The 20,192-nt window shown below is 39.0% G+C and carries 19 protein-coding genes and 3 tRNA genes; 7 read left to right on the top strand and 15 right to left on the bottom strand.

Annotated features, from left to right (window positions below; translation table 11 throughout):
* Window position 1: 1 nt before the first annotated feature.
* The 7 genes from HMPREF9072_RS04045 to queA all read left to right on the top strand — a co-directional run bounded on the left by HMPREF9072_RS04045 (window position 2) and on the right by queA (window position 4,120).
* Window positions 2–74 (top strand) — tRNA-Gly (locus HMPREF9072_RS04045).
* 24 nt (window positions 75–98) lie between these two features.
* A tRNA-Leu gene (locus HMPREF9072_RS04050) sits at window positions 99–184 on the top strand.
* Between the two features lie 74 nt (window positions 185–258).
* Window positions 259–507: a hypothetical protein gene (locus HMPREF9072_RS04055; protein WP_009410662.1), complete on the top strand. Its 249-nt coding sequence runs from the start codon at window positions 259–261 to the stop codon at window positions 505–507.
* Entirely contained in the window at window positions 485–787 is a 303-nt protein-coding gene (locus HMPREF9072_RS04060; RefSeq protein WP_009410663.1) for a type II toxin-antitoxin system RelE/ParE family toxin, read from the top strand. Before HMPREF9072_RS04055 ends, HMPREF9072_RS04060 begins: the two co-directional genes overlap by 23 nt.
* Window positions 788–985: 198 nt before the next feature.
* Entirely contained in the window at window positions 986–2,686 is a 1,701-nt protein-coding gene (locus tag HMPREF9072_RS04065) for a bifunctional alpha/beta hydrolase/class I SAM-dependent methyltransferase (RefSeq protein WP_034566151.1), read from the top strand.
* Window positions 2,687–2,792: 106 nt separating this feature from the next.
* Window positions 2,793–2,865 (top strand) — tRNA-Pro (locus HMPREF9072_RS04070).
* A 205-nt stretch (window positions 2,866–3,070) separates the two neighbouring features.
* The gene (queA, locus tag HMPREF9072_RS04075) at window positions 3,071–4,120 is read left to right on the top strand and encodes a tRNA preQ1(34) S-adenosylmethionine ribosyltransferase-isomerase QueA (protein WP_009410665.1); all 1,050 of its coding nucleotides are present in this window, start codon (window positions 3,071–3,073) and stop codon (window positions 4,118–4,120) included.
* 161 nt (window positions 4,121–4,281) lie between these two features.
* Here the strand turns inward: queA and HMPREF9072_RS04080 are convergent, their stop codons facing one another.
* The 15 genes from HMPREF9072_RS04080 to yidC form a co-directional block, all read right to left on the bottom strand.
* Entirely contained in the window at window positions 4,282–5,445 is a 1,164-nt protein-coding gene (locus HMPREF9072_RS04080) for a sigma-54 dependent transcriptional regulator (RefSeq protein ID WP_034566153.1), read from the bottom strand.
* Window positions 5,446–5,572: 127 nt separating this feature from the next.
* Complete coding sequence (locus HMPREF9072_RS04085; protein ID WP_002673044.1) at window positions 5,573–6,124, bottom strand: thioredoxin fold domain-containing protein; 552 nt, start codon at window positions 6,122–6,124, stop codon at window positions 5,573–5,575.
* Window positions 6,125–6,153: 29 nt separating this feature from the next.
* Complete coding sequence (gene lpxK, locus HMPREF9072_RS04090) at window positions 6,154–7,164, bottom strand: tetraacyldisaccharide 4'-kinase (RefSeq protein ID WP_009410667.1); 1,011 nt, start codon at window positions 7,162–7,164, stop codon at window positions 6,154–6,156.
* A complete protein-coding gene (locus HMPREF9072_RS04095; protein ID WP_009410668.1) occupies window positions 7,161–8,162 on the bottom strand; it encodes an NAD-dependent epimerase/dehydratase family protein in 1,002 nt (333 codons plus the stop codon). Before HMPREF9072_RS04095 ends, lpxK begins: the two co-directional genes overlap by 4 nt.
* Window positions 8,162–8,347 (bottom strand): hypothetical protein, encoded by a 186-nt coding sequence (locus HMPREF9072_RS04100; protein ID WP_009410669.1) that lies wholly within the window; start codon window positions 8,345–8,347, stop codon window positions 8,162–8,164. Before HMPREF9072_RS04100 ends, HMPREF9072_RS04095 begins: the two co-directional genes overlap by 1 nt.
* Window positions 8,348–8,878: 531 nt before the next feature.
* The gene (locus HMPREF9072_RS04105) at window positions 8,879–9,739 is read right to left on the bottom strand and encodes a glycosyltransferase family 2 protein (RefSeq protein WP_009410672.1); all 861 of its coding nucleotides are present in this window, start codon (window positions 9,737–9,739) and stop codon (window positions 8,879–8,881) included.
* Window positions 9,740–10,420, bottom strand: a complete 681-nt coding sequence (locus HMPREF9072_RS04110) for an ABC transporter ATP-binding protein (protein WP_009410673.1) — start codon at window positions 10,418–10,420, stop codon at window positions 9,740–9,742.
* A 5-nt stretch (window positions 10,421–10,425) separates the two neighbouring features.
* Entirely contained in the window at window positions 10,426–11,007 is a 582-nt protein-coding gene (locus HMPREF9072_RS04115) for a non-canonical purine NTP diphosphatase (RefSeq protein ID WP_009410674.1), read from the bottom strand.
* Window positions 11,008–11,077: 70 nt separating this feature from the next.
* The gene (locus tag HMPREF9072_RS04120) at window positions 11,078–12,910 is read right to left on the bottom strand and encodes a DUF349 domain-containing protein (protein ID WP_009410675.1); all 1,833 of its coding nucleotides are present in this window, start codon (window positions 12,908–12,910) and stop codon (window positions 11,078–11,080) included.
* 127 nt (window positions 12,911–13,037) lie between these two features.
* Window positions 13,038–14,192, bottom strand: coding sequence for a cysteine desulfurase family protein (locus HMPREF9072_RS04125; RefSeq protein ID WP_009410676.1), 1,155 nt, complete (start codon window positions 14,190–14,192; stop codon window positions 13,038–13,040).
* Between the two features lie 21 nt (window positions 14,193–14,213).
* Window positions 14,214–14,480, bottom strand: coding sequence for a DUF6722 family protein (locus tag HMPREF9072_RS04130; RefSeq protein ID WP_002673029.1), 267 nt, complete (start codon window positions 14,478–14,480; stop codon window positions 14,214–14,216).
* 37 nt (window positions 14,481–14,517) lie between these two features.
* The gene (locus HMPREF9072_RS04135; RefSeq protein WP_009410677.1) at window positions 14,518–16,377 is read right to left on the bottom strand and encodes an SLC13 family permease; all 1,860 of its coding nucleotides are present in this window, start codon (window positions 16,375–16,377) and stop codon (window positions 14,518–14,520) included.
* 38 nt (window positions 16,378–16,415) lie between these two features.
* Window positions 16,416–16,910 (bottom strand): phosphoribosyltransferase family protein, encoded by a 495-nt coding sequence (locus HMPREF9072_RS04140; RefSeq protein ID WP_002676355.1) that lies wholly within the window; start codon window positions 16,908–16,910, stop codon window positions 16,416–16,418.
* An 82-nt stretch (window positions 16,911–16,992) separates the two neighbouring features.
* Window positions 16,993–18,180: a leucine-rich repeat domain-containing protein gene (locus HMPREF9072_RS04145; RefSeq protein ID WP_009410678.1), complete on the bottom strand. Its 1,188-nt coding sequence runs from the start codon at window positions 18,178–18,180 to the stop codon at window positions 16,993–16,995.
* A gap of 132 nt (window positions 18,181–18,312) precedes the next feature.
* Window positions 18,313–20,178 carry a membrane protein insertase YidC gene (gene yidC, locus HMPREF9072_RS04150; protein WP_009410679.1) on the bottom strand — a complete coding sequence of 622 codons (1,866 nt, stop codon included), beginning with the start codon at window positions 20,176–20,178 and terminating at the stop codon, window positions 18,313–18,315.
* Between the last annotated feature and the right edge of the window lie 14 nt (window positions 20,179–20,192).

Genomic DNA, 20,192 nt, shown 5'->3' on the forward strand with positions numbered 1-20,192 from the left:
AGCGAAAATAGCTCAGTTGGTAGAGCGCAACCTTGCCAAGGTTGAGGTCGCGGGTTCGAACCCCGTTTTTCGCTCTTTTTTTATGTTTATCATAGAAGGCTCGGATGGTGGAATCGGTAGACACGCTGGACTTAAAATCCAGTGGGCAGTAATGCCTGTGCGGGTTCAAGTCCCGCTCCGAGTACAATCTTCAATCACTACTTACGAAGAGAGGTAGTGATTTTTTGCTTTTATGTAACCTTTAAAAATATTTTGACTATGGAAACAGCTGTAACCTTTGCTACCTCTGATGTAGATAAATTAAATTCAATAAAAGATTTTATAAAGTCTTTAAATGTCTCTATCATTCAAGAAGAGGACATACCTCAGCCTATTGAAATGACGCCAAGATTAATGAAATACTTGGAAGAGTTGGAAGCTGATAACACTCCTTTTGACCAATGTGAAGATTCGTATGTAATGGTTAATAGACTTGCATCTAAATATGGACTTACCTTACAAAATTAGTAATACAGTACGAGCTGAGTCTGAGCTTGAGAGTGCAATCAACTATTACCAAGAAGTTGCTAATGATAGAGTAGCTGAGAACTTTATCAATGAGTTTGTAAAAATCTTGGATTTTATAAAGCACTTCCCTTTTCAGCGAATATACAAAGATAATTTAAGAGGTGTCCCTATGAAGAAATACCCTTACATTGTATTCTATGTAGTAGATGATATAGAAAGAGAAATTATCATTAAAGGTATTTTTAATACCTATCAAGATACCAGCAAATACCCTGAATAAAAGAATAAAAAGTTATCTAATTTTTGTTTAGGTAGCCTTATGAATACAATCTTCAATCACTACTTACGAAGAAAGGTAGTGATTTTTTTGTTATTACATACTTCTTAAATATTAATGTAATGAAGTAATTATCCTTCACTTTTATTGTTTTTATCATTAAAAAGCGTACCTTTGCCTGCACAATAAAATAACAAGATGATGAATACAGGTTTTTTCAAGGGGTATCAAGGGGCAGAGTTATACTTCTACGAATGGAATTACAAGCCTCAACAAAAAACACTTATTGTAATACATCGCGGTCACGAGTATGGTGAGCGCTTACAGGAATTTGCTACGCACCCGCTGTTTGCGTCCTATAATATTTTTGCTTTTGATATGAGAGGACACGGGCATACTAAAGCTTCAGTATCGCCTGCTTTTATGGATTCAGTACGAGATTTAGATGCTTTTTCTAAGTTTTTGCAACAAGAATACGACGTGCAAGAGGAGGATATATTTGTAGTAGCCAACAGCATAGGAGGGGTGATTGTATCGGCTTGGGTACACGATTTTGCTCCACGTATTGCTGGAATGGCACTTTTAGCACCTGCTTTTGAAATCAATTTAATAGTTCCCTTAGCCAAGCAAGCTATAGAATTAGCACTAAAAGTGAAACCTAATCTTGTTGTAAAGAGCTATGTTAAGTCTAAAATGCTCACTCGTGACCCTGAACAGCAACGCGCCTATGATACAGATAGGTTTATCACGCGATCTATTAACGGCAAACTGCTTATAGATTTAGCTAATGCAGGTAAGCGATTGGTCGAAGATGCTGCTGCTATTACTATTCCTACACTACTGCTTTCAGCTGAAAAAGACTTTGTGGTGATTAACAAGCAGCAGAAACAATTCTATGTAAACTTATCTTCTGAAATAAAAGAATTTGTTACCTTAGACGGGTTCCACCACGGCATTTTGTTTGAGCAAGGCAGAGAAGAGGTATATAAATTACTTGAACAGTTTATCAGTAGAGCTTTTGGAACACCTCTTGTATCACCTTCTTTGAAACCCGATACTTTTACTCAAAAAGAGTACGAAATAATGCAATACGAGCTCATTCCCAATAGAGAAAAGTACTATTACCGATTTCAGAAATGGGCACTGAGTAAGTTAGGACACCTCAGTGGCGGAATGGCGATAGGACTGGAATATGGATTTGATTCAGGAGCTTCAATGGATTACGTTTACAAGAATATTTCTCAAGGGAAATGGGGTATAGGTAAACTGATGGACAAAAGTTATCTCAATGCCATTGGGTGGCGAGGCGTACGTATACGCAAAGCACACTTATTGGAGCAAGTAGATAAAGCGATACAAGCTTTGCAAGCCGAAGGGAAGAAAGTAAAGATACTTGATATTGCTGGAGGAGTAGGTAATTATTTGTTTGACATCAAAGAAAAGCACCCAGAGGTAGAAATTGTCATCAATGAGTTTTTACCAGCTAATATAGAAAAAGGGGAGCAAACCGTCAGAGAAAGAGGCTTTCAAGATATACGATTCACTAACTACAATTGTTTTAAAGCCGATAACTACACAAGTTTAGACTATAATCCTAATATCACTATCATATCTGGTATTTTTGAACTTTTTGGTGATAATAAATTAGCTAATGAGGCGGTAAAGGGAGTTGTGTCGATTTCAGAAAACGGTTTTTTGATTTATACAGGACAGCCGTGGCACCCACAACTCAAAACGATAGCCTTTGTACTAAAAAGTCATCAAGAGAAAGATTGGGTGATGCGTCGCCGTAGTCAGCGAGAGTTAGACGGAATATTTTCTCTTAATGGAGTGCAAAAGCAGGATATGCTGATAGATGATTTTGGAATCTTTACAGTTTCATTAGGGAAGATAGAAAAATAGGACTTTTCAGTATATCAAATAAATAGCCCTTGTTGTAAAATATTTTAATCTATTTATTTGGTAGTTTCTGTAAAAGGTAGTAGTTTTGCGCTCTGAAATTAAAAATCGGGATGTGGCGCAGTTGGTAGCGTACACGTATGGGGTGCGTGTGGTCGCTGGTTCGAGTCCAGTCATCCCGACTTTTTCTTTTTATACAATAGCTATTTGAAATGAATAAGGTATATCTTCCTTTGTTATTATATCTCTATTTTACCCTTATTTAGCGTCTATTTCTTGAATGTATATCTACGGATATTTATGGTGGAGAACAATATGGATTGTTCTAAATTCAGCATAAAAGTTAGGATACCATTTATAAACTGATGATTATTATATAGAAAATATATGAAACTTTCAAACTTTAATTTTGAACTTCCTAAAGAGCTATTAGCTGAGTATCCCAGTGAGAACCGCGACGAAGCACGCTTAATGGTAATACATCGTAAAACAGGAGAAATCGAACACCGACTATTTAAAGATGTAATCGACTATTTTGACGATGGAGATGTGTTTGTACTGAATAATACTAAAGTATTTCCTGCTCGCTTGTATGGGAATAAAGAAAAAACAAAGGCAAAGATAGAAGTATTTTTGTTGCGTGAACTCAGTGCTGAACAACGTTTGTGGGACGTACTTGTAGACCCTGCTCGCAAAATACGGATAGGTAATAAACTCTATTTTGGCAAAAATGCTGAATTGGTAGCCGAGGTAATAGACAATACTACCTCTCGTGGTCGTACTCTTCGTTTCCTATACGATGGTACTTATGAAGAGTTTCGCCAACATCTTACAGAATTAGGGCAAACACCTCTGCCTAAATACATCTCTCGTCCGGTAGAACCTGAAGATGAAGAACGCTACCAAACTATCTATGCTAAATACGAGGGTGCCGTTGCTGCACCTACTGCGGGTTTGCACTTTTCTAAGCACTTGATGAAGCGTTTGGAAATAAAAGGTATTACCTTCGCTGAGGTAACTTTACACGTGGGGTTAGGAACTTTCAATCCTGTAGAGGTAGAAGACCTTTCTAAGCACAAAATGGATAGTGAGGAGATACATATTCCTGAAAGTCAAACAAAAATCATTAATGCAGCTAAGGTGAATAAAAAACGTGTATGTGCGGTAGGAACTACTGTAATGCGCGTGTTGGAAAGCTCAGTTTCATCTGATGGTTTTCTAAATCCATTTGACGGTTGGACAAATAAGTTTATTTTTCCTCCATATGATTTTAGTATAGCCAATGCAATGATTACCAACTTTCACACTCCTAAATCTACCTTGTTAATGATGGTCTCGGCTTTTGCGGGGCACGACCTCATTATGCGTGCTTATAAAGAAGCCGTAGAGCAGAAATATAAATTCTATTCTTACGGTGATGCGATGCTTATTCTATAAGAAGGGTTATATATAAAGAAAATGACGGTAGAGAGAACTCCTTGCCGTCATTTTTTATTTCTGAATAGTTATAAAGAGGAATTTTATTTTGTTCATAGTTAATCGGTAAGATTTTGTAACGCTTACTTATTTTCTAATTTAAAGTGCCAGTGTGGCTCGCACTATTTTCCTGCAAACGCTTTTACATCATCTTCTGAGATTTCTTTGCCTCCTAAGATAATGAGTCGCTCTACTACATTACGCAGTTCGCGAATATTACCCGTCCAATCTTGTTTTTGAAGAAGCTCTATTGCTTTTTTGCTAAATTTCTTCGGACTAATACCTTGTTCCTCGGCTATTTTTGCTGAAAAATAATCAATAAGTAGTGGGATATCGTCTCTGCGTTCGTTAAGTGACGGTACTCTGATGAGAATTACTGCTAAACGGTGGTACAAATCCTCACGGAAACGACCTTCGGCTATTTCTTTTTTTAAATCTTTATTGGTCGCTGCTATTACACGTACATCTACATTGATGTCCTTATCACTTCCCACGCGGGTAATCTTGTTCTCCTGCAACGCACGCAACACTTTGGCTTGGGCAGAGAGACTCATATCGCCTATTTCATCCAAGAAAATAGTACCATTGTTAGCGGCTTCAAACTTACCTGCACGGTCTTTTACCGCCGAAGTAAACGCCCCTTTGATATGTCCGAAGAGTTCACTTTCTATCAGTTCAGAAGGAATAGCGGCACAGTTCACCTCTACCATCGGAGCTTCACTGCGCTCGCTTTGGTAATGAATGGCGTGAGCTACCAACTCTTTACCTGTACCATTAGAGCCCGTGATGAGTACACGCGCTGCCGTAGGTGCTACTTTTTCTATCATCTGACGGATTTGTTGCAAAGGTGCACTTTCTCCTATCATCTCATAGCTCTTGCTCACCTTCTTTTTGAGGTGTTTATTCTCTACCACTAATTTCTTCTTGTCGAGAGCATTGCGCACAGTGTTGAGTAAGCGGTTTAAATCAGGTGGTTTTGAGATATAGTCGTAAGCCCCTAAGCGCATTGCGTTTACTGCTGTCTCGAGGTCGCCGTGACCTGATATCATCACAAAGGGGATTTCGGGTTTGAGTTTCTTGACCTCAGCGAGTACTTCCATACCGTCCATCTTAGGCATTTTGATGTCGCATAGCACTAAGTCGTAGTCCTCTTTTTTGAGTTTCTCAACGCCTTCTACACCATCAGCTGCTTCTTCTACTTCGTACTCTTTGCTTTCTTCTACCAATATTTTGGTAAGTACACGGCGAATTGCCGATTCGTCTTCTATGATGAGTATTTTTGCCATAAATTCAATCTTTCCATTTGCCAATTTGAATAATCTGCTAATTACTCCGCAAAGGTAGTAAAAAAATAAAAAACTCTTGACATTCTGCCAAGAGTTTTTGACGTGTGTTTATGAAAAAGTGTATTTATTAGTTTTTAAATGTAGGTTTGAACTTCGATTGATATACTTGAAACTCTTGTTGAGTAGTGATTTTTTTGTAATCATTGTTGTTAAACATCTTCAAGTAGAGTTCTAATTGAGTAGGCGACATATAGCCGGTGATACCTGTTATCAAATCGTTATTTTCGTCTAAGAACACCATTGTTGGGTAAGCCTGTACTTGCATATAGCCGGTAAGTGGGTGTGTGGCGTTACGGCGTTCAGCCAATGCGGGGTCATAGCCTTTGTTCTCAAACTTTTGTCCTTTGTAGTTCGCTACTTCGTTACCTTCACCATTGAACTTTACAGCGTAGTAATTATCGTTCACATACTTTACTAAGTCTTTGTTCTTAAAAGTGTTGTTCGCTAACATTTTGCAAGGTCCACACCAATTAGTGTATACGTCAATAAATATTTTTTTAGGTTTTTTCTTCTGAGCAGCAATAGCTTGGTCAAAAGTCATCCATTTAATTTCCTGAGCTTCAAGAGTAGCAGTAGCTACCAAAACAAAAGCTACAATAGCGATGAGTTTTCTTGTCATACTGATAAAAGTTTGTAATTTTTTCGTGCTTATAGATTTTCAAAAACCGTGCCAAATGTATGTTCATCAGTGGGGGTGAGGAATTGCATTGCGATAGGCAGGTAGTACAAGTCTTGCAAATGAGGTTGCAGGCGCACGTAGTCTTTCTCAGTGGTCAGGATTCGCTTGCCTTGCAATTGCTGTATTTCTCTTTTGGTAAAATGATGATGGTCAGCAAAAGCTAAATGCTGAAAATCTGCTCCTTGTTCTTTCAAGAATGTGAGTAGCGGATTCGGATTGGCAATGCCTGTTACCAAAGTAAAAGGTTCTTGAATGAAAGTCGTCAAAGATATGTTTTCCATCTCTGAAAATACTTGCTTATCATAGGCAATGGTTGCAAAGACGATAGGACAAAGGCAATGCTTCTGTAAACGCGCTATGAGTTGAGTACGTTCTTTTTCTGACAATGAGGAAGGACATTTAGTTACAACCACTATATCGGCTTGTTGCACTCGGCTTACTACATCGCGGAGTCGCCCCATTGGCAGTAGCCAGTCGTCAGTAAACAGATGTCCGTAAGCGGTGAGCACTATGTTGATTTTTGCTTTTACGGGGCGATGTTGGAAAGCGTCGTCTAATATAATGAGTTCAGGAGGCATAGGCAAGGCGAGCATTCGTTCTACACCTTCTACTCGGTTGGCACAAACAGCTAAGATAATATCCTTAAATTTCCACCAAAATTGGGAAGGTTCATCACCTAAATCTAATACCGTAGAAGTCTTGGTAGCTAATATAAAGCCCCTTGTCTTGCGTTTATAACCACGACTGAGCACGCCCACTCTACGCTGTTTATGCCATCGTCTGATGAGGTATTCCACCATTGGGCTCTTACCTGTCCCTCCTACTGCTACATTGCCAACACAAATAGTAGGTACGGCAAAAGTATGTTCTTTAAAGATACCCACGTTGTAGCACCAATGGCGCAGACGAACTATTGCACCATACAAACACGCCAAAGGGGAAAGAAGTATTTTAAAAAGATATTTTAACCATTTTCTCATAGTGGATATTTTGCACAAATCTCTTGGATTACTTCATCGATATCACTGTATTGAAAATTGATAAACTCTTTTATTTTATTGCCATTATAAGTCCTTATTAAGCCGAGAGCATCGGCTGTTTGGAGAGTGAGGGTTCGTTTTTTGATACCCAAGAAACTCAAAAAGCCGTCTAAACGTGCCAAACGACGCAATACTTTATGAGAAATCTTTTTAGTAGGAGCTTTCACTCCTAATCCTTTGGCTATCTTCTCAAAAAGTGATTGATAAGTAAGATTAGCCGTATTCAGCACAAAGCGTTCTCCCGTAACTTCGGAGAATTGTAAGGCAATCATTGCACGTACGACATCGTCTACCGCGACAAAACCTGTACCCCCTGTGGGGTAATATTTCTGTCCATCAGCTACTTTTTTAAACCACAAGCCAGAGCCTTGTTCAGAGAAATCAGCACCCAACACCACTGAAGGATTTACAATAACCACTGGCAATCCTTCTTGCGAGCCACGCCATACCTCCATTTCGCCACCGTTCTTACTGATAGCGTAATCGGTGTTATTGTCCTCACTATTCCAGTCGTTTTCCTCATCAATAGGTGTGTGAGGCAAAGCCGAAAGGGTAGCTACAGAGCTCACATAACAGAGTTTTTTTACCTTAAAGTCAAGACACAAGTTTACGATGTTAGCAGTTCCTTCGACATTCACTTTGATGAGCTGAGCAAAATCTTTAGGTTGGTAAGAGATAAAGCCTGCACAGTGAAAAACAAAAGAAACATTCGTAAACGCTTGTTCGAGTGCGGGAATGTTACTTATATCGGCTTCTACCCACTCAATAGAGCGGAATTGTTCCGCTCCATTGGGGGATTGTTGTATAAAAAGTTGTTCGATTTTTTCTAATGAATGGGCATTGCGATAGATAGCCCTTACTTTATGCGCCTTGTTTTGGGTAAGGTGAAAAAGTAAACGACTGCCAATCTGCCCTGTTCCGCCAGTTACTAAAATCATTATTTTTCGTCTAAAAGAATGTGTTTATCAATAAGTTTAAGAGCTATAGGCGAATCTTTTTCGTCGTAGAACTCGAAGGGGTCAAGAATAGAACATACCAATTCTTTACTCACTTGGTCGCTCAGTAGGTCGATAATTTCAGTGGGCAAACTGGTTTGCGTTCTGCCATACTTGTGTTTTATCATTCTTGAACCTTGTTTTTTTAGTTTCTTAGTTGGGGCAAAGATAATAATTTTTTGCCAAATATGCCATTTGACGCATAAAAATAACTGAAAAGCATTTAATTAGGAGTGGGGTAGGGATATCCTTTGTATACTATTACTTTTGCGGTATGGGTTTTGCTAAAGTTTCAAACTTTGCTAAAGTTGAAAACACCCAATTGTCTCTCTTCTTACCTCCGTCTTATTTTATTTTGTGTTCGTTTATTCTTCATCTGCTCGTCCTACTCGCACCGTCATTTGTATGAACATTGCCAAAATTTCAAACTTTGGCAATGTTGAAATCTATTAATAACTCTCTTTTTATGTCTATCTTAGCTTTAACTTACCTTCTACTTAGGTTCGTTCATTGTTCGTCTTTTGTTCGTTCATTGTTCGTCTTTTCTCTATCTGCCCGTGCGGCTCGCACTTTGTTTAGTTGCCTGTCGTGCTACGACTGCGCATCATCATCGATTTAGTATTATTGGTATTATTGGCATTTTTGATATTATTACTTTTTCATTTTTTGCTTTTCACTACTTTACTGAAAATCCCTTTCCATCGGTATTGTCTTACCCATTTACCTTCTTCAGGAGTGAGTAAGTAAGGTTGTTTTTCTTGTTTAGCTTTATAAAATCCTTTGCAATAATCTAAGAAGAGTTTACCATTGCGTTTTCTTATGGCTAATTTTATGGCAGCGAGTAAAGTGAGGAAGAAACCGTATCGCAGACGGTAGAAAACGCTTCCTTGCAGGTAACGGGCATTGCTTTTATAGCCAGCACCTGTCGGGCGTAGGTGTTTTACGTGAAGAGTATCGTCAGTTTGTACTGTCCAACCGTGGTAGTGTGCCAATAGCTCATCGGCGGTGTCCCAGCCCATAGCTATTTTAAGTCCACCTATCGCTTCAAAACACGCCTTCCGATAAGATTTTACAGCACCTCTTAGGTGGTCTTTATTAGTGAGATTCTCGAGTATCCAAGAGCCATTTCTCTCAATATAACAAAAGCCTCCAAACATTCCCAACTGTGGATTTTCACTGTATTGCTTGCACATTGTTTCGAGATAGTTGTTAGGGAAGATGAGGTCGGCATCAAACTTGCAAATCACCTCTACGGCTTCTTTTAGGTAAGGAAGCCCATAGTTGAAAGTCTGCACTATTTTAGCCCCTGGTAGATGTTCACCCTTCTCACTGCGTTGCACCAATTGTACTACGGGATATTGGGTAGCAATTTGCTTCACTACCTCAGCAGTGGTATCGTTAGAACCGTCGTCTACTACTATAATTTGATAGGGAAGATAGGTCTGATTTAGCAGAGATTGCAAGGTAATACCAATACTTTCAGCTTCGTTATAAGCAGGGATAATAATTCCGATATTCATTTACTTAGCGCTATCAGTTTCTATAAGTCCGTCTTTTAAGCGGACAATCCGTTTGGCATACCGAGCAATGTCTTCTTCGTGGGTTACCAAGATAACGGTATTCCCTTTTTGGTAGATTTCGTCAAAAAGGTTCATTATTTCATAAGAAGTTTTAGAGTCAAGGTTCCCAGTAGGCTCATCGGCTAAGATAATTGAAGGGTGGTTTACCAAAGCTCTTGCTATAGCTACTCTTTGGCGTTGCCCTCCTGATAGTTCATTGGGTTTGTGAAGCATACGGTCTTCTAATCCTACTAATTTCAGTACTTCTTTAGCGCGCTCGTGTCGTTTTTCTTTCTTAACGCCTGCGTATACCATAGGCAAAGCTACATTGTCTAAAGCCGTAGTACGTGGCATTAGGTTGAAGGTTTGAAATACGAAGCCTATCTCTTTATTGCGAATGTCGGCTAATTCCGAGTCGCTCATCTTGCTTACATCTTTACCGTTCAGAATATACTCGCCTGAGGTAGGCGTATCTAAGCACCCTAAGATGTTCATCAAAGTAGATTTACCAGAGCCCGATGGTCCCATAAGCGCAAGGTATTCTCCCTTCTCTATAGATAGGTTGATGCCTTTCAGTACGTGCAGTATTTCAGACCCTAATCTAAAATCTCGTTTGATATTTTTAATCTCTAATAAACTCATTTTTCTTACTGAATATTTTGGTTTAAGAAATGTAATAGCTTTTCAAAGGCTTTTCCACGGTGACTGATACGGTTCTTTTCTTCTTGGGTCAGCTCGGCAAAAGTTTGGTCAGAACCCTCAGGAATAAATATAGGGTCATACCCAAAACCGTTAGTGCCTACAGGGGTAGTGCCTATACGTCCCTTTGCGATACCTTCAAAAGTATATATAGAGCCATCTAAACATAAAACAATAACCGTTTTAAACTGAGCCTCTCTGTGTGAGATTCCTTCCATATTCTTTAGTAGCAAATACATATTGTCTGCATCACTTTTGTGCTCACCTGCATACCGTGCCGAATATACCCCAGGAGCATTGTTTAGTGCCTGTACTTCTAAGCCTGTATCATCAGCAAAAACGTTGCAATGATAATGCTCTTTGATGTATTGAGCTTTCAGCAAAGCGTTGCCCTCAATAGTAGTAGCAGTCTCGGCTATATCGTCATTGCAACCTATGTCGCTTAAACTTAGTAGTTCGATATTTTTAGGTAAAAGGGCTTGTATTTCCTTTAATTTATGCTGATTATGGGTAGCAAATACTAATTTCATACAGATATAAAACTCGAAAAGAGGTTACTTAGCAAGCATAACCTCTTCTCTAAATATGAAAACAATAAAATTATTCCTTTTCTTCTATTTTTTCTTCAGAGGCTTCAGCTAATTGTGTTTTTTGCAAATGCTTTAGCTCACGAAGTTTATTTTCCCACGTTTTAAGAGCTTCTTTTTGGTTGTTGATGTTCTTAATCACATCGCGTACTAATGGGTTCTTCTCGTCGATATTACCAAAGAAAGCTAAGTTGTTTTCTAACTGTAGTATCTCCGATTTGAGCTCATCGATACGACGTCTTACAAAAATCACCTCATTGTTAAGGGAGTTCTCGTTATCATCGTTGATAAGTCGTTCTAACTTGTTGTTATACTTGATAAGCTCAATTTCTTGCTTATCAAAATTGAGTTTCTTGTACAGTGCATCAATAATCTTATGGAATTTGATGTCGATGGTTCTCTTAGAATGATGAGTGTTTCCTATAGCATTCCATTCATTCACAAAGTTTTGTAAGGTTGCTATCTCTTTATCTCTATCGGTGCCTAATTGATATTCTTTCAGCTTATCCAAAAAGGCTTTCTTTTGTTCAAGCGCATCAGACTCTTTATTTTTAGAATGCTGAATAGTCTCAGCAAATCTACTGAAATACGTATCACAAGCTCTCTTGAATTCCTTCCAAATTTTTTCGGTATTTCTAAGAGGAACGCTTCCTATTTCTTTCCACTCTCTCTGAATGTTCTTCATCAGTTCAGTAGTGGTTTCCCAATCGGTGCTATTTTGGTTAGCTTTTGCTATTTCTAATAAGGCTAATTTCTTAGTGAGGTTCTCTTGTTGCTCTTTTTTGAGTGTTTTGTAAAATTGGTTCTTCTTCTTGTTAAAAGCACGTAAAGCTATATTGAAAGATTTCCATACCTCATCAGCTTGTTGTAAAGGTACTTTTCCTACATTTAGGAACGACTGACGTAAATCTTCTACTTGCTTAGAAAGCTGTTTCCAAGCACTGTGAGTAGTAGGTTCTTTCTCACCGAGTTTCTTAATCCGCTCAATGATACCTTGCTTCTTCACTGCATTTTCTTCGTATATCTTATCTAAGTTTTTGAGGTAATATTGGCGTTTGTCGTGTATTTTCTTAGTAAGTTCACTGAAACGTTGCCATATGCTTTCGCGGTGTTCTTTATCTACAGGACCTATTTCCTCTTTCCAAATGCGGTGTAACACTTGTAGCTCACGAGAGGCAATGAGAGCATCTACGTCGTCTTGGGCAAGTGCTTCGGCACGCTCAATAATTTTTAGTTTTTCTTCTAAATTGCGCTTAAAGTCGATATCACGTAAGTCTTTGCTGAGGTGGATAAAGTCATAGAAGTTCTCTACGTGGTGGTGATAAGTATTCCACAAATCCTCATAATCGGCATTAGAGACGGCTCCTGCTTTGCGCCAACGCTCTTGCAATTGTTGAAACTGCTTGAAGGTAGTACCCAAATGTTCTTCCGCATTGAGAAGGCTTTTGAGTTCTTCGATGATTTCTCGGCGTTTAGCAAGGTTTTCTTTATGGGTTTTCTCAATCTCTTTATAGTATTGATTGCGCTTTTCGCGATAATCGTTGAAAGCAGTGTAGAATTCTCTATAAACAGGAATTTCGTAAGAAAAATTATACAATTCTCCTCCGTCGGCTATGAACTCTTCTTTTTTCTCTTCTACAAGAGCGTCGTATTTTTTGTCGAACTCATAACGAATAGCGTCCACTTGCTTTTTGATAGCTTGGGTTTTCTCAGTTTGGAGTAGTTCTTTTAGTTCTTTGGTTAATTCACTAAGAGACATTGCCTCATAGTTTACTAATGACGCATCTTCTAAACGGTTGTCCTCGCGGTTATCCTCTATGGCTAATGTGTTTTTTTCCTCTGACATATCTAAGATTTAAATGCAACTATTGTTTAAAAACGCTACTAAATTACAACAATATTTTGAATTACCTACTATTTTTCTGTAAATATTTTTCTGCTTAATGTGTAATAGAAATGTAAGTAGTTTATTATCAGTGATTATTATGGGAGATTTCTTTAAGGCTTTCGATAAGAAAATCGACGTCTTTTGCTGTGTTAAAGATGGAAAAAGAGCATCTGAGTGAGGGATATTGTAGAGCTTCCTCAGGTAAAAAAGCCGATAGTACGTGAGAGGTTTGCACGCTTCCACTCTGGCAAGCACTCCCTTTGGAACAAGCAATGCCTTTTAAGTCTAACTGAAAAAGCAGGGTGCTATTTTGGTTTTTCAATGAGGGAAAACCTATGTTCACAATGGTGTAACTGCTTTCGTCTAAAGTATCCGACATTCCGTTAAATACCGCCTCTGGGAAATGATGTTTGAGTTGTTTAATAAAATAACGCTTCAGGTCTTTGAGCTTTTCAGTGTTTCTATCTAAATTAGTGTATGATAGACTAAAAGCAACTTCCATTCCTACTATATTATGAACAGCTTCGGTACCTGCACGCAAGCCTTTTTCTTGTTCGCCCCCTGTGATACTGCTGTGTAGCGCAATGCCTTTTCTAATAAAAGCAAATCCTATTCCTTTAGGTCCGTGAAACTTATGAGCTGAAGCCGTGATAAAGTCGGCAGGGATTTCCTCCAAATCGATAGAGTAATGCCCCACAGACTGCACGGTATCTGAATGGAAATAAGCATTGTATTGTTTACAGAGTGTAGCTACTTCTTTTAAAGGTAAAATGTTTCCTATTTCGTTGTTTATGTGCATTAGGCTTATCAATACCTTTTTTTCAGTATATTGCTGGAGCAAGTATTCTAAATGAGAGAGGTCTACGACCCCTTTGTTAGTAAGATTTACGTAAACTATTTTTATAGGATATTCTTTGACTAATACCTCTAAGGTATGCAATACAGCGTGATGCTCTATTGGGGAAGAAATGACAATTTGTACACCTAAATCGTGCACACAACTGCGCAAGATAAGGTTATTAGCTTCAGTACCCCCTGAAGTGAAAATAATTTCAGAGGGTGAAGCATTCAGTTGTTTAGCTATTTGTTTGCGACTATATTCAATAAGCGACTTGGCTTTACGCCCAAAGGCGTGTGTAGAAGAGGGGTTGCCATAAGTATCCCTCAGTACTTCCGTCATCTTCTGTATTACCTCTGGATAGACGGGGGTAGTAGCCGCATTATCGAAATAGACTTTCATAGTTTTGAGAGGAAGAAATAGTTATGCTCTGTTAGAAGTTGTATTATTTCTGCTATTATTGTTCTTGCGATAGTTTTTGTTGCGGTTGTTATTGTTGTTTTTATTCACCGCTCCTTTTTTCTGTTTAGAGAGGAAAAGCCCTACTATAAGAGCTAAAATAGCTACAGTAAAAGCGCACCAATAAGCATCGTTGTACGCGAAAGTTGAGTTAAATAGTGGAGCGATTAATAAGCCCGCAAATACGTATTTAGAAACGTCTAACAAAAAATCTGAAATTCTTTTTTTCATTCTTTACTTTTAAAAATTTCGGCAAAGATACAACTTTTTATTGAAATGGGAATAATAATGGCAATACGAATACCATTACAATCCCCATAATGATTTGCAGAGGTAAGCCTACTTTCACGTAATCCATAAAAGTGTAACGCCCAGCCGACATTACTAATGCATTGGGCGGAGTGGAGAAAGGGGAAGCAAAACACATACTTGCACCTACGGCTACTGCAAACATAAAAGCGTGGGGTTGTAAGCCTAATGATAAGGCGGTTTTAATAGCAATGGGTGCCAAGAGTACGGCTGTAGCGGTATTACTGATGAACATCGTCATAAGCGAAGTGGTAAAATACACGCCTGCCAAGAGTATATATGGACTCTTATCGCCTAAACTCCCTACTAATGCATTCGATACTAAGGCTGATACTCCTGTTTTTTCCAAGGCTAATGCCATAGGAAGCATACCTGCAATGAGTACAATACTCTCCCAGTTAATCGTCTTGTAAGCAGCTTCAATATTGCGCAAAGCTCCTGAAATAACCATCAATAAAGAGGCGATAAGCACAGCAGTAACGGGTGCTATGGGGATAAAATCAAACATCATCGCGACTACCATTCCTACCATTATTAGCGCAGCGATAGGAGCTTTGTGGGTGAGGGTTACCTTAGATGCCTCGGCAAGAGGTTGCCCTAATACTACCAACTGACTGCGTTCAGCGTCCATTTTAGCAATGTGCTCCCAAGTTCCTTGCACCAATAGTATGTCGCCAGCGTGCATCTTTTCGTCTTTTAAGTTTTGCAAAATATAGTTATCTTTGCGCTGAATACCTAAGATATTGAGCCCAAAGTGTTCGCGCAGTTTGCTATCACTGATGCGGGTGTTAACCAATTTCGAAGCAGGCATTATCAGTACTTCGGCTATGCCTATATCGTGGAAGTGCAACTCGTTAGGTAAGCGTTGTTCGGGGTGGTGTGTGTCGAGAAAATTTAAGTGATTTTCGGCGTTCATTTGTTCAATCGACTCAAAGCTACCGCGCAAATAAAGAATATCTCCTTCATAAATTACGGTATCAGCATTTACTACCTCTTGGTTGCCTGTTTTGAAAAAAGGATTGTTAGAAGTAGGTTTGCGCCTGATTTCTAATACCGAAATGTGATAACGTTGCGAAAGGTTGATTTCTTTGAGCGTTTTACCTATAAATAGAGTGTTTCCTTCTACTAATACGCGGTATAAGTTGTTAGAGAGTTGATATTCACGTACCAAATCGGTAAGTGATTTGCCATTTCGGTTCCCTTCTTGCTTAGAATCACCTTTTTTAGAAAGAAAAAACTTACTGGTGGGAATTAAAACTAACAGTCCTATTGCCAAACACACCAATCCCACTGGAGTAAAGGAAAAGAAAGTGAGTTTATCGTAGCCGTTTTTCACTAACTCTCCATCGATTACCAAGTTAGGAGGCGTACCGATGAGCGTCATCATACCGCCCATACTACTGGCAAAAGCCATAGGCATCAGCAGGCGACTACTGTTGATGTTACCACTCATTGCCATACTCACCACTATGGGCATCATCAAGGCTACCGTACCTGTATTGCTTACAAAAGCCCCAATAAAAGCCGTAACGAGCATTACCAAGATAAGGAGTTTTACCTCGCTATCGCCTGCCAAGCGTAAGATTTTACTGCTCATCATCTTTGCTAATCCCGTTTGGAAGATAGCGCCTCCTACTACAAAGAGCCCTATCATCATCACTACTACCTTGTCCGAAAAGCCCGATAAAGCTTGCTCAGGGGTTAATATGCCAAAGAGCACCAAGAGCACTAAGGCACACATAGCTACCAAATCGGAGCGCACCTTCCCGCTCATAAAAAACAAAGCCGATATAAAAAGAATGATAAGAGTGGTATACATAACAAATTAGTTAATTAGCAAATGAACAGATTAGCTTATTAATTTGATAAATCAACACTATACTTACTTGTGTCGAATGTTACCGAAACGTGTTCTTGCAGTGAAGTAGATAGTGATATGCCTTTAAAATCGGCTTTTACAGGATAGTCCTTGTGATTGCGATTAACTAATACAGCGGTAGTAAGTCGCTTTAAGGGGACTTCTAAGAAGTGTTTTACCCCATAGATGAGCGTACGTCCTGAATTGAGCACATCGTCTACCACTATCACTGCTTTATTGGTGTATTGTTCCGCAGGAATAGAAGTAGCAGTGCCTGCCAATGGGTTCTTCTTATCCATTATAATTTGGCATAAAACTACTTTCAGAGGGGCTATACTTGCAAGTGCTACTGCAAGTTTCTCAGCAAACACATAGCCATTGCCATTAATGCCTGCCAGCACAATCTCCTCTTCATTGAGGTGTGTTTCGTAAATCTGATAAGCAATCCGTCTTATCTTGTGTTCAATATCAGTGTGGTTTAATATCTGTGTCATTGTATGCTTTTTTATATAATGTACCAAAGATACAAATTGTATTGCTAAAAAGCAAGAAAAAATAGGTTATCTATCAAATAACTTATTTAATACCTTGTATTTTATCGGCAAATTTGTTCCAACCATCAGCCTTTTTATAAGTCTCTACGCTATTAGCAGGCACATAAATAGCATTAAGCTCAGTATCGATAAAAGTACCATACCAATCTTTAATGTTTATGGAGGGAGGTGTACCTCCTTTTAAAGTAACCGACTTTAATGCTGAGCATCCAGCTAAAGCACCATCTCCTATACTTTTTACAGTATTAGGAATAGTAATAGAAGTTAAACCTGCTCCTAAAAAAGTATCATTCTCAATGCTAGTAATACTATTATTATCAGGGAAGGTGAACGATTTCAATGCAGAACACGAACTAAAAGCACTTTTTCCTATATTTGTTACAGTATTAGGAATGGCAATAGAAGGTAAGGACTTACAAGAACTGAAGGCACCACTACCTATGCTTGTTACAGTATTAGGGATAGTAACCGAGGTCAAGGCTTCACAATTCATAAAAGTTGAATCTTCAATTTTTTTTATTTCCTTAGGAATTATTATAGAGGTTATAGCCTTACAGTTTGCAAAAGCACCCTCTCCTATGCTTCTTACAGAAGTAGGAATAACTAACGAAGTAAGCTTTTGACAATCAAAAAAAGCCCATTTCTCTATACTTGTTACCGTAGTAGGGATAGTAAACGATTTTAAGGCAGGGCACGAAAAAGCGCGCTCTCCTATGGTTACTAAACCTTTGTCAGGAATAGTAATTTTGGCTAAATTTGTACATTGGGAGAAAGCCGCATATCCTACGCTTGTAACACTGCCCGGGATAGTAACCGAAGTTAAGGCTCCACACCACGCAAAAGTACCCTCTTCTATGCTTGTTATCCCCTCAGGAATAACAATGGAAGTTAATTTTGAACAGCTCTTAAAAGCACATTTCCCCATTTTCTTTAAGCCTTTGGGCAAAGTCACTGAGGTTATTTCTCGGTGTTCTGCAAAAGCATAATCTGAGATAGCAGTTACTTTGCTCAGCATCTCGTCTGCTGCCATATCAATGGTAGTTTCTTCATCAGTAAGCCATTTCACTAATGTTGAGCCATCTTCAGTAATTTCAAAATTCTCGTAAATCTTAGTTTTTGGCTCCTTAGGAGCATCATCGCCCCCTTTCCCACAATTGCTAACAGTCAGTGCTACTAGCACTGCTACTGCTATAAGAATAACTTTTCTCATTTGTTTTTAATTATTAATCTTCTTTCCTACTCTGTTAAAGGCTTTTGGGATATTCTCCACAACTTATAAAGTACTCCATCCCCCTTATGTTAAGGGCTCGGAGTACCTTATAATTATTTTTTAATCTTTTGGTTATCTCTTCTGTTGTGCCTTGCGTTGGGCTTCGGCTTGCTCCATCATCTCACGCATCTTAGCTTGAAATTTACTTTCCTTCTTAGGTTTTTTCTTGTTTTCTTGTATCTGTGCGTGAATCTTCTGCTCGTCTATAATCCAATACTTGATAGCCAACATAATGCCTATGGTCAATAGGTTAGATATAAAGTAGTACAAACTCAGTCCGCTGGCGTAGTTGTTAAAGAAGAACAACATCATCACTGGTGATAAGTAGATGAGGAACTTCATATTAGGCATTCCAGGTTGCTGAGGTTGTGCAGTCTGTGCCATTGTCATCATTGAGTAGATGAAAATAGCCACAGAAGCCAACAATGGAAACAGACTCACGTGACTTCCGTAGAACGGTATAGAGAAAGGAAGTTCAAAAATAGCATCGTATGACGATAGGTCGTGAGCCCATAAAAAACTCTTTTGTCTCAACCCAAATTCGGTAGGGAAGAAGTTAAAGAGTGCTAAGAACACAGGCAACTGTAACAGAGCAGGAATACAACCGCTGAGCGGGTTCACACCTGCTTTGTTGTAGAGCGCCATAGTTTCTTGTTGGCGTTTCATAGGTTCTTCATATTTCTTGTTGATTTCCTCAATCTCAGGGCGCAATACCTTCATCTTAGCCTGTGATACGTACGATTTGTAAACGATAGGCGACAATAATAAACGCACGATAATGGTCATCAAAATAATCACCAATCCTACCGAGAAATAATCAGTGAGGAAGTTGTAAAGCGGAATGAACAACCATTTGTTGAGCCAACCAAAAATACCCCAGCCTAACGGAATGAGCTCAGTAAGTTCATACTTGTCGTTGTACTGTTTGAGCACGTTGTAATCGCTAGGTCCAAAATAGAAGTGCAACGACTCGCTTAGCTCTCCGCTTTTTGCTTGTATAGGCAAAGAAGTGAGGAAGTTCTTGGTGTATTTTACATCTTTTCCTTCGCTCATAGCGATATTGTGAGAAACGAAATCGCCTTTGGCAAACGGGTTGTCAGAAATGAGCACCGATGTAAACAAGTGCTGTTTGTAAGCCACCCAGTTCACTTTCTCTTCTTTTTGCTCGTCATTACCTCCTTGACTTAAGCGGTTGATGCGGTCGCCGTCGTACTGCACGGTCGCTTGCGTATAACGGTTTTCATAGGTGACGCTCTTCTCCATACGGCGTGCCTGTAACTTCCAGTCGATGTTCATAGGCTTAGAAGTATTCACAACACCCGATAAACCTTGTGAGCGCACTGCCACGTCCAACATATAACCTTCTTTTGGTAGGGTGTACACATATTCTAAATAAGCGTTTTCTGAAGTTTTGAGCTTCATCGAAAGCACTTTGTTGCTGTTGTTTTCGCTTAGCGTGGGCTCAAAGTATAAGTCTTTAGAACTTAGGGTTTGGTTCTGAGCGGTAGTAAAACTGAGGTTAAAAGTAGCATTCCAATCTTTAATTAAGTAAACAGGCAAAGAATCATAAGTTTTAAATTCTTTGAGTAAAACCTCCTTGGGTTGTCCGCCACGGTTGCTGATAGTGAGCTTGATGTCTTTGTTTTCCAATACAGTTACCCCGTCTTTTGCCGACGGTAGAGTAGCCGAATAGGCAAAAGCACCTAAGCTGGCTTTGTACTTTTCTAAGGCTACCGAATCAGTAGGGATACCTTGGAAGGTAGCGGTATGGGTGTCTTTTTGGGTGTTAGTAGCTTGGTTTGCTTGTTGTTCTTGTTGAGCTTTGCGTTTAGCTAATTCTTCTTCACTTGGTTTATTGTTATTCATAAACCACATCAAAAGTATAAAAATCAAGGTAAAACCTATAATACTCTTTAAATCGAATTTTTTTTCTTCCATATAAGTGTTTTTAT

Origin of the sequence: Capnocytophaga sp. oral taxon 324 str. F0483 (assembly GCF_000318315.2) — a bacterium.
Classification (GTDB): Bacteria; Bacteroidota; Bacteroidia; order Flavobacteriales; family Flavobacteriaceae; genus Capnocytophaga; species Capnocytophaga ochracea.

What these genes read in the sequence shown, in the direction of transcription:
- HMPREF9072_RS04100 (WP_009410669.1), bottom strand. Translation starts at nt 8,347, where the DNA reads ATGATAAAACACAAGTATGGCAGAACGCAAACCAGTTTGCCCACTGAA.
- HMPREF9072_RS04055 (WP_009410662.1), top strand. Translation starts at nt 259, where the DNA reads ATGGAAACAGCTGTAACCTTTGCTACCTCTGATGTAGATAAATTAAAT.
- HMPREF9072_RS04095 (WP_009410668.1), bottom strand. Translation starts at nt 8,162, where the DNA reads ATGATTTTAGTAACTGGCGGAACAGGGCAGATTGGCAGTCGTTTACTT.
- HMPREF9072_RS04115 (WP_009410674.1), bottom strand. Translation starts at nt 11,007, where the DNA reads ATGAAATTAGTATTTGCTACCCATAATCAGCATAAATTAAAGGAAATA.
- queA (WP_009410665.1), top strand. Translation starts at nt 3,071, where the DNA reads ATGAAACTTTCAAACTTTAATTTTGAACTTCCTAAAGAGCTATTAGCT.
- HMPREF9072_RS04120 (WP_009410675.1), bottom strand. Translation starts at nt 12,910, where the DNA reads ATGTCAGAGGAAAAAAACACATTAGCCATAGAGGATAACCGCGAGGAC.
- HMPREF9072_RS04105 (WP_009410672.1), bottom strand. Translation starts at nt 9,739, where the DNA reads ATGAATATCGGAATTATTATCCCTGCTTATAACGAAGCTGAAAGTATT.
- HMPREF9072_RS04085 (WP_002673044.1), bottom strand. Translation starts at nt 6,124, where the DNA reads ATGACAAGAAAACTCATCGCTATTGTAGCTTTTGTTTTGGTAGCTACT.
- HMPREF9072_RS04065 (WP_034566151.1), top strand. Translation starts at nt 986, where the DNA reads ATGAATACAGGTTTTTTCAAGGGGTATCAAGGGGCAGAGTTATACTTC.
- HMPREF9072_RS04110 (WP_009410673.1), bottom strand. Translation starts at nt 10,420, where the DNA reads ATGAGTTTATTAGAGATTAAAAATATCAAACGAGATTTTAGATTAGGG.
- HMPREF9072_RS04080 (WP_034566153.1), bottom strand. Translation starts at nt 5,445, where the DNA reads ATGGCAAAAATACTCATCATAGAAGACGAATCGGCAATTCGCCGTGTA.
- yidC (WP_009410679.1), bottom strand. Translation starts at nt 20,178, where the DNA reads ATGGAAGAAAAAAAATTCGATTTAAAGAGTATTATAGGTTTTACCTTG.
- HMPREF9072_RS04135 (WP_009410677.1), bottom strand. Translation starts at nt 16,377, where the DNA reads ATGTATACCACTCTTATCATTCTTTTTATATCGGCTTTGTTTTTTATG.
- lpxK (WP_009410667.1), bottom strand. Translation starts at nt 7,164, where the DNA reads ATGAGAAAATGGTTAAAATATCTTTTTAAAATACTTCTTTCCCCTTTG.
- HMPREF9072_RS04130 (WP_002673029.1), bottom strand. Translation starts at nt 14,480, where the DNA reads ATGAAAAAAAGAATTTCAGATTTTTTGTTAGACGTTTCTAAATACGTA.
- HMPREF9072_RS04060 (WP_009410663.1), top strand. Translation starts at nt 485, where the DNA reads ATGGACTTACCTTACAAAATTAGTAATACAGTACGAGCTGAGTCTGAG.
- HMPREF9072_RS04145 (WP_009410678.1), bottom strand. Translation starts at nt 18,180, where the DNA reads ATGAGAAAAGTTATTCTTATAGCAGTAGCAGTGCTAGTAGCACTGACT.
- HMPREF9072_RS04125 (WP_009410676.1), bottom strand. Translation starts at nt 14,192, where the DNA reads ATGAAAGTCTATTTCGATAATGCGGCTACTACCCCCGTCTATCCAGAG.
- HMPREF9072_RS04140 (WP_002676355.1), bottom strand. Translation starts at nt 16,910, where the DNA reads ATGACACAGATATTAAACCACACTGATATTGAACACAAGATAAGACGG.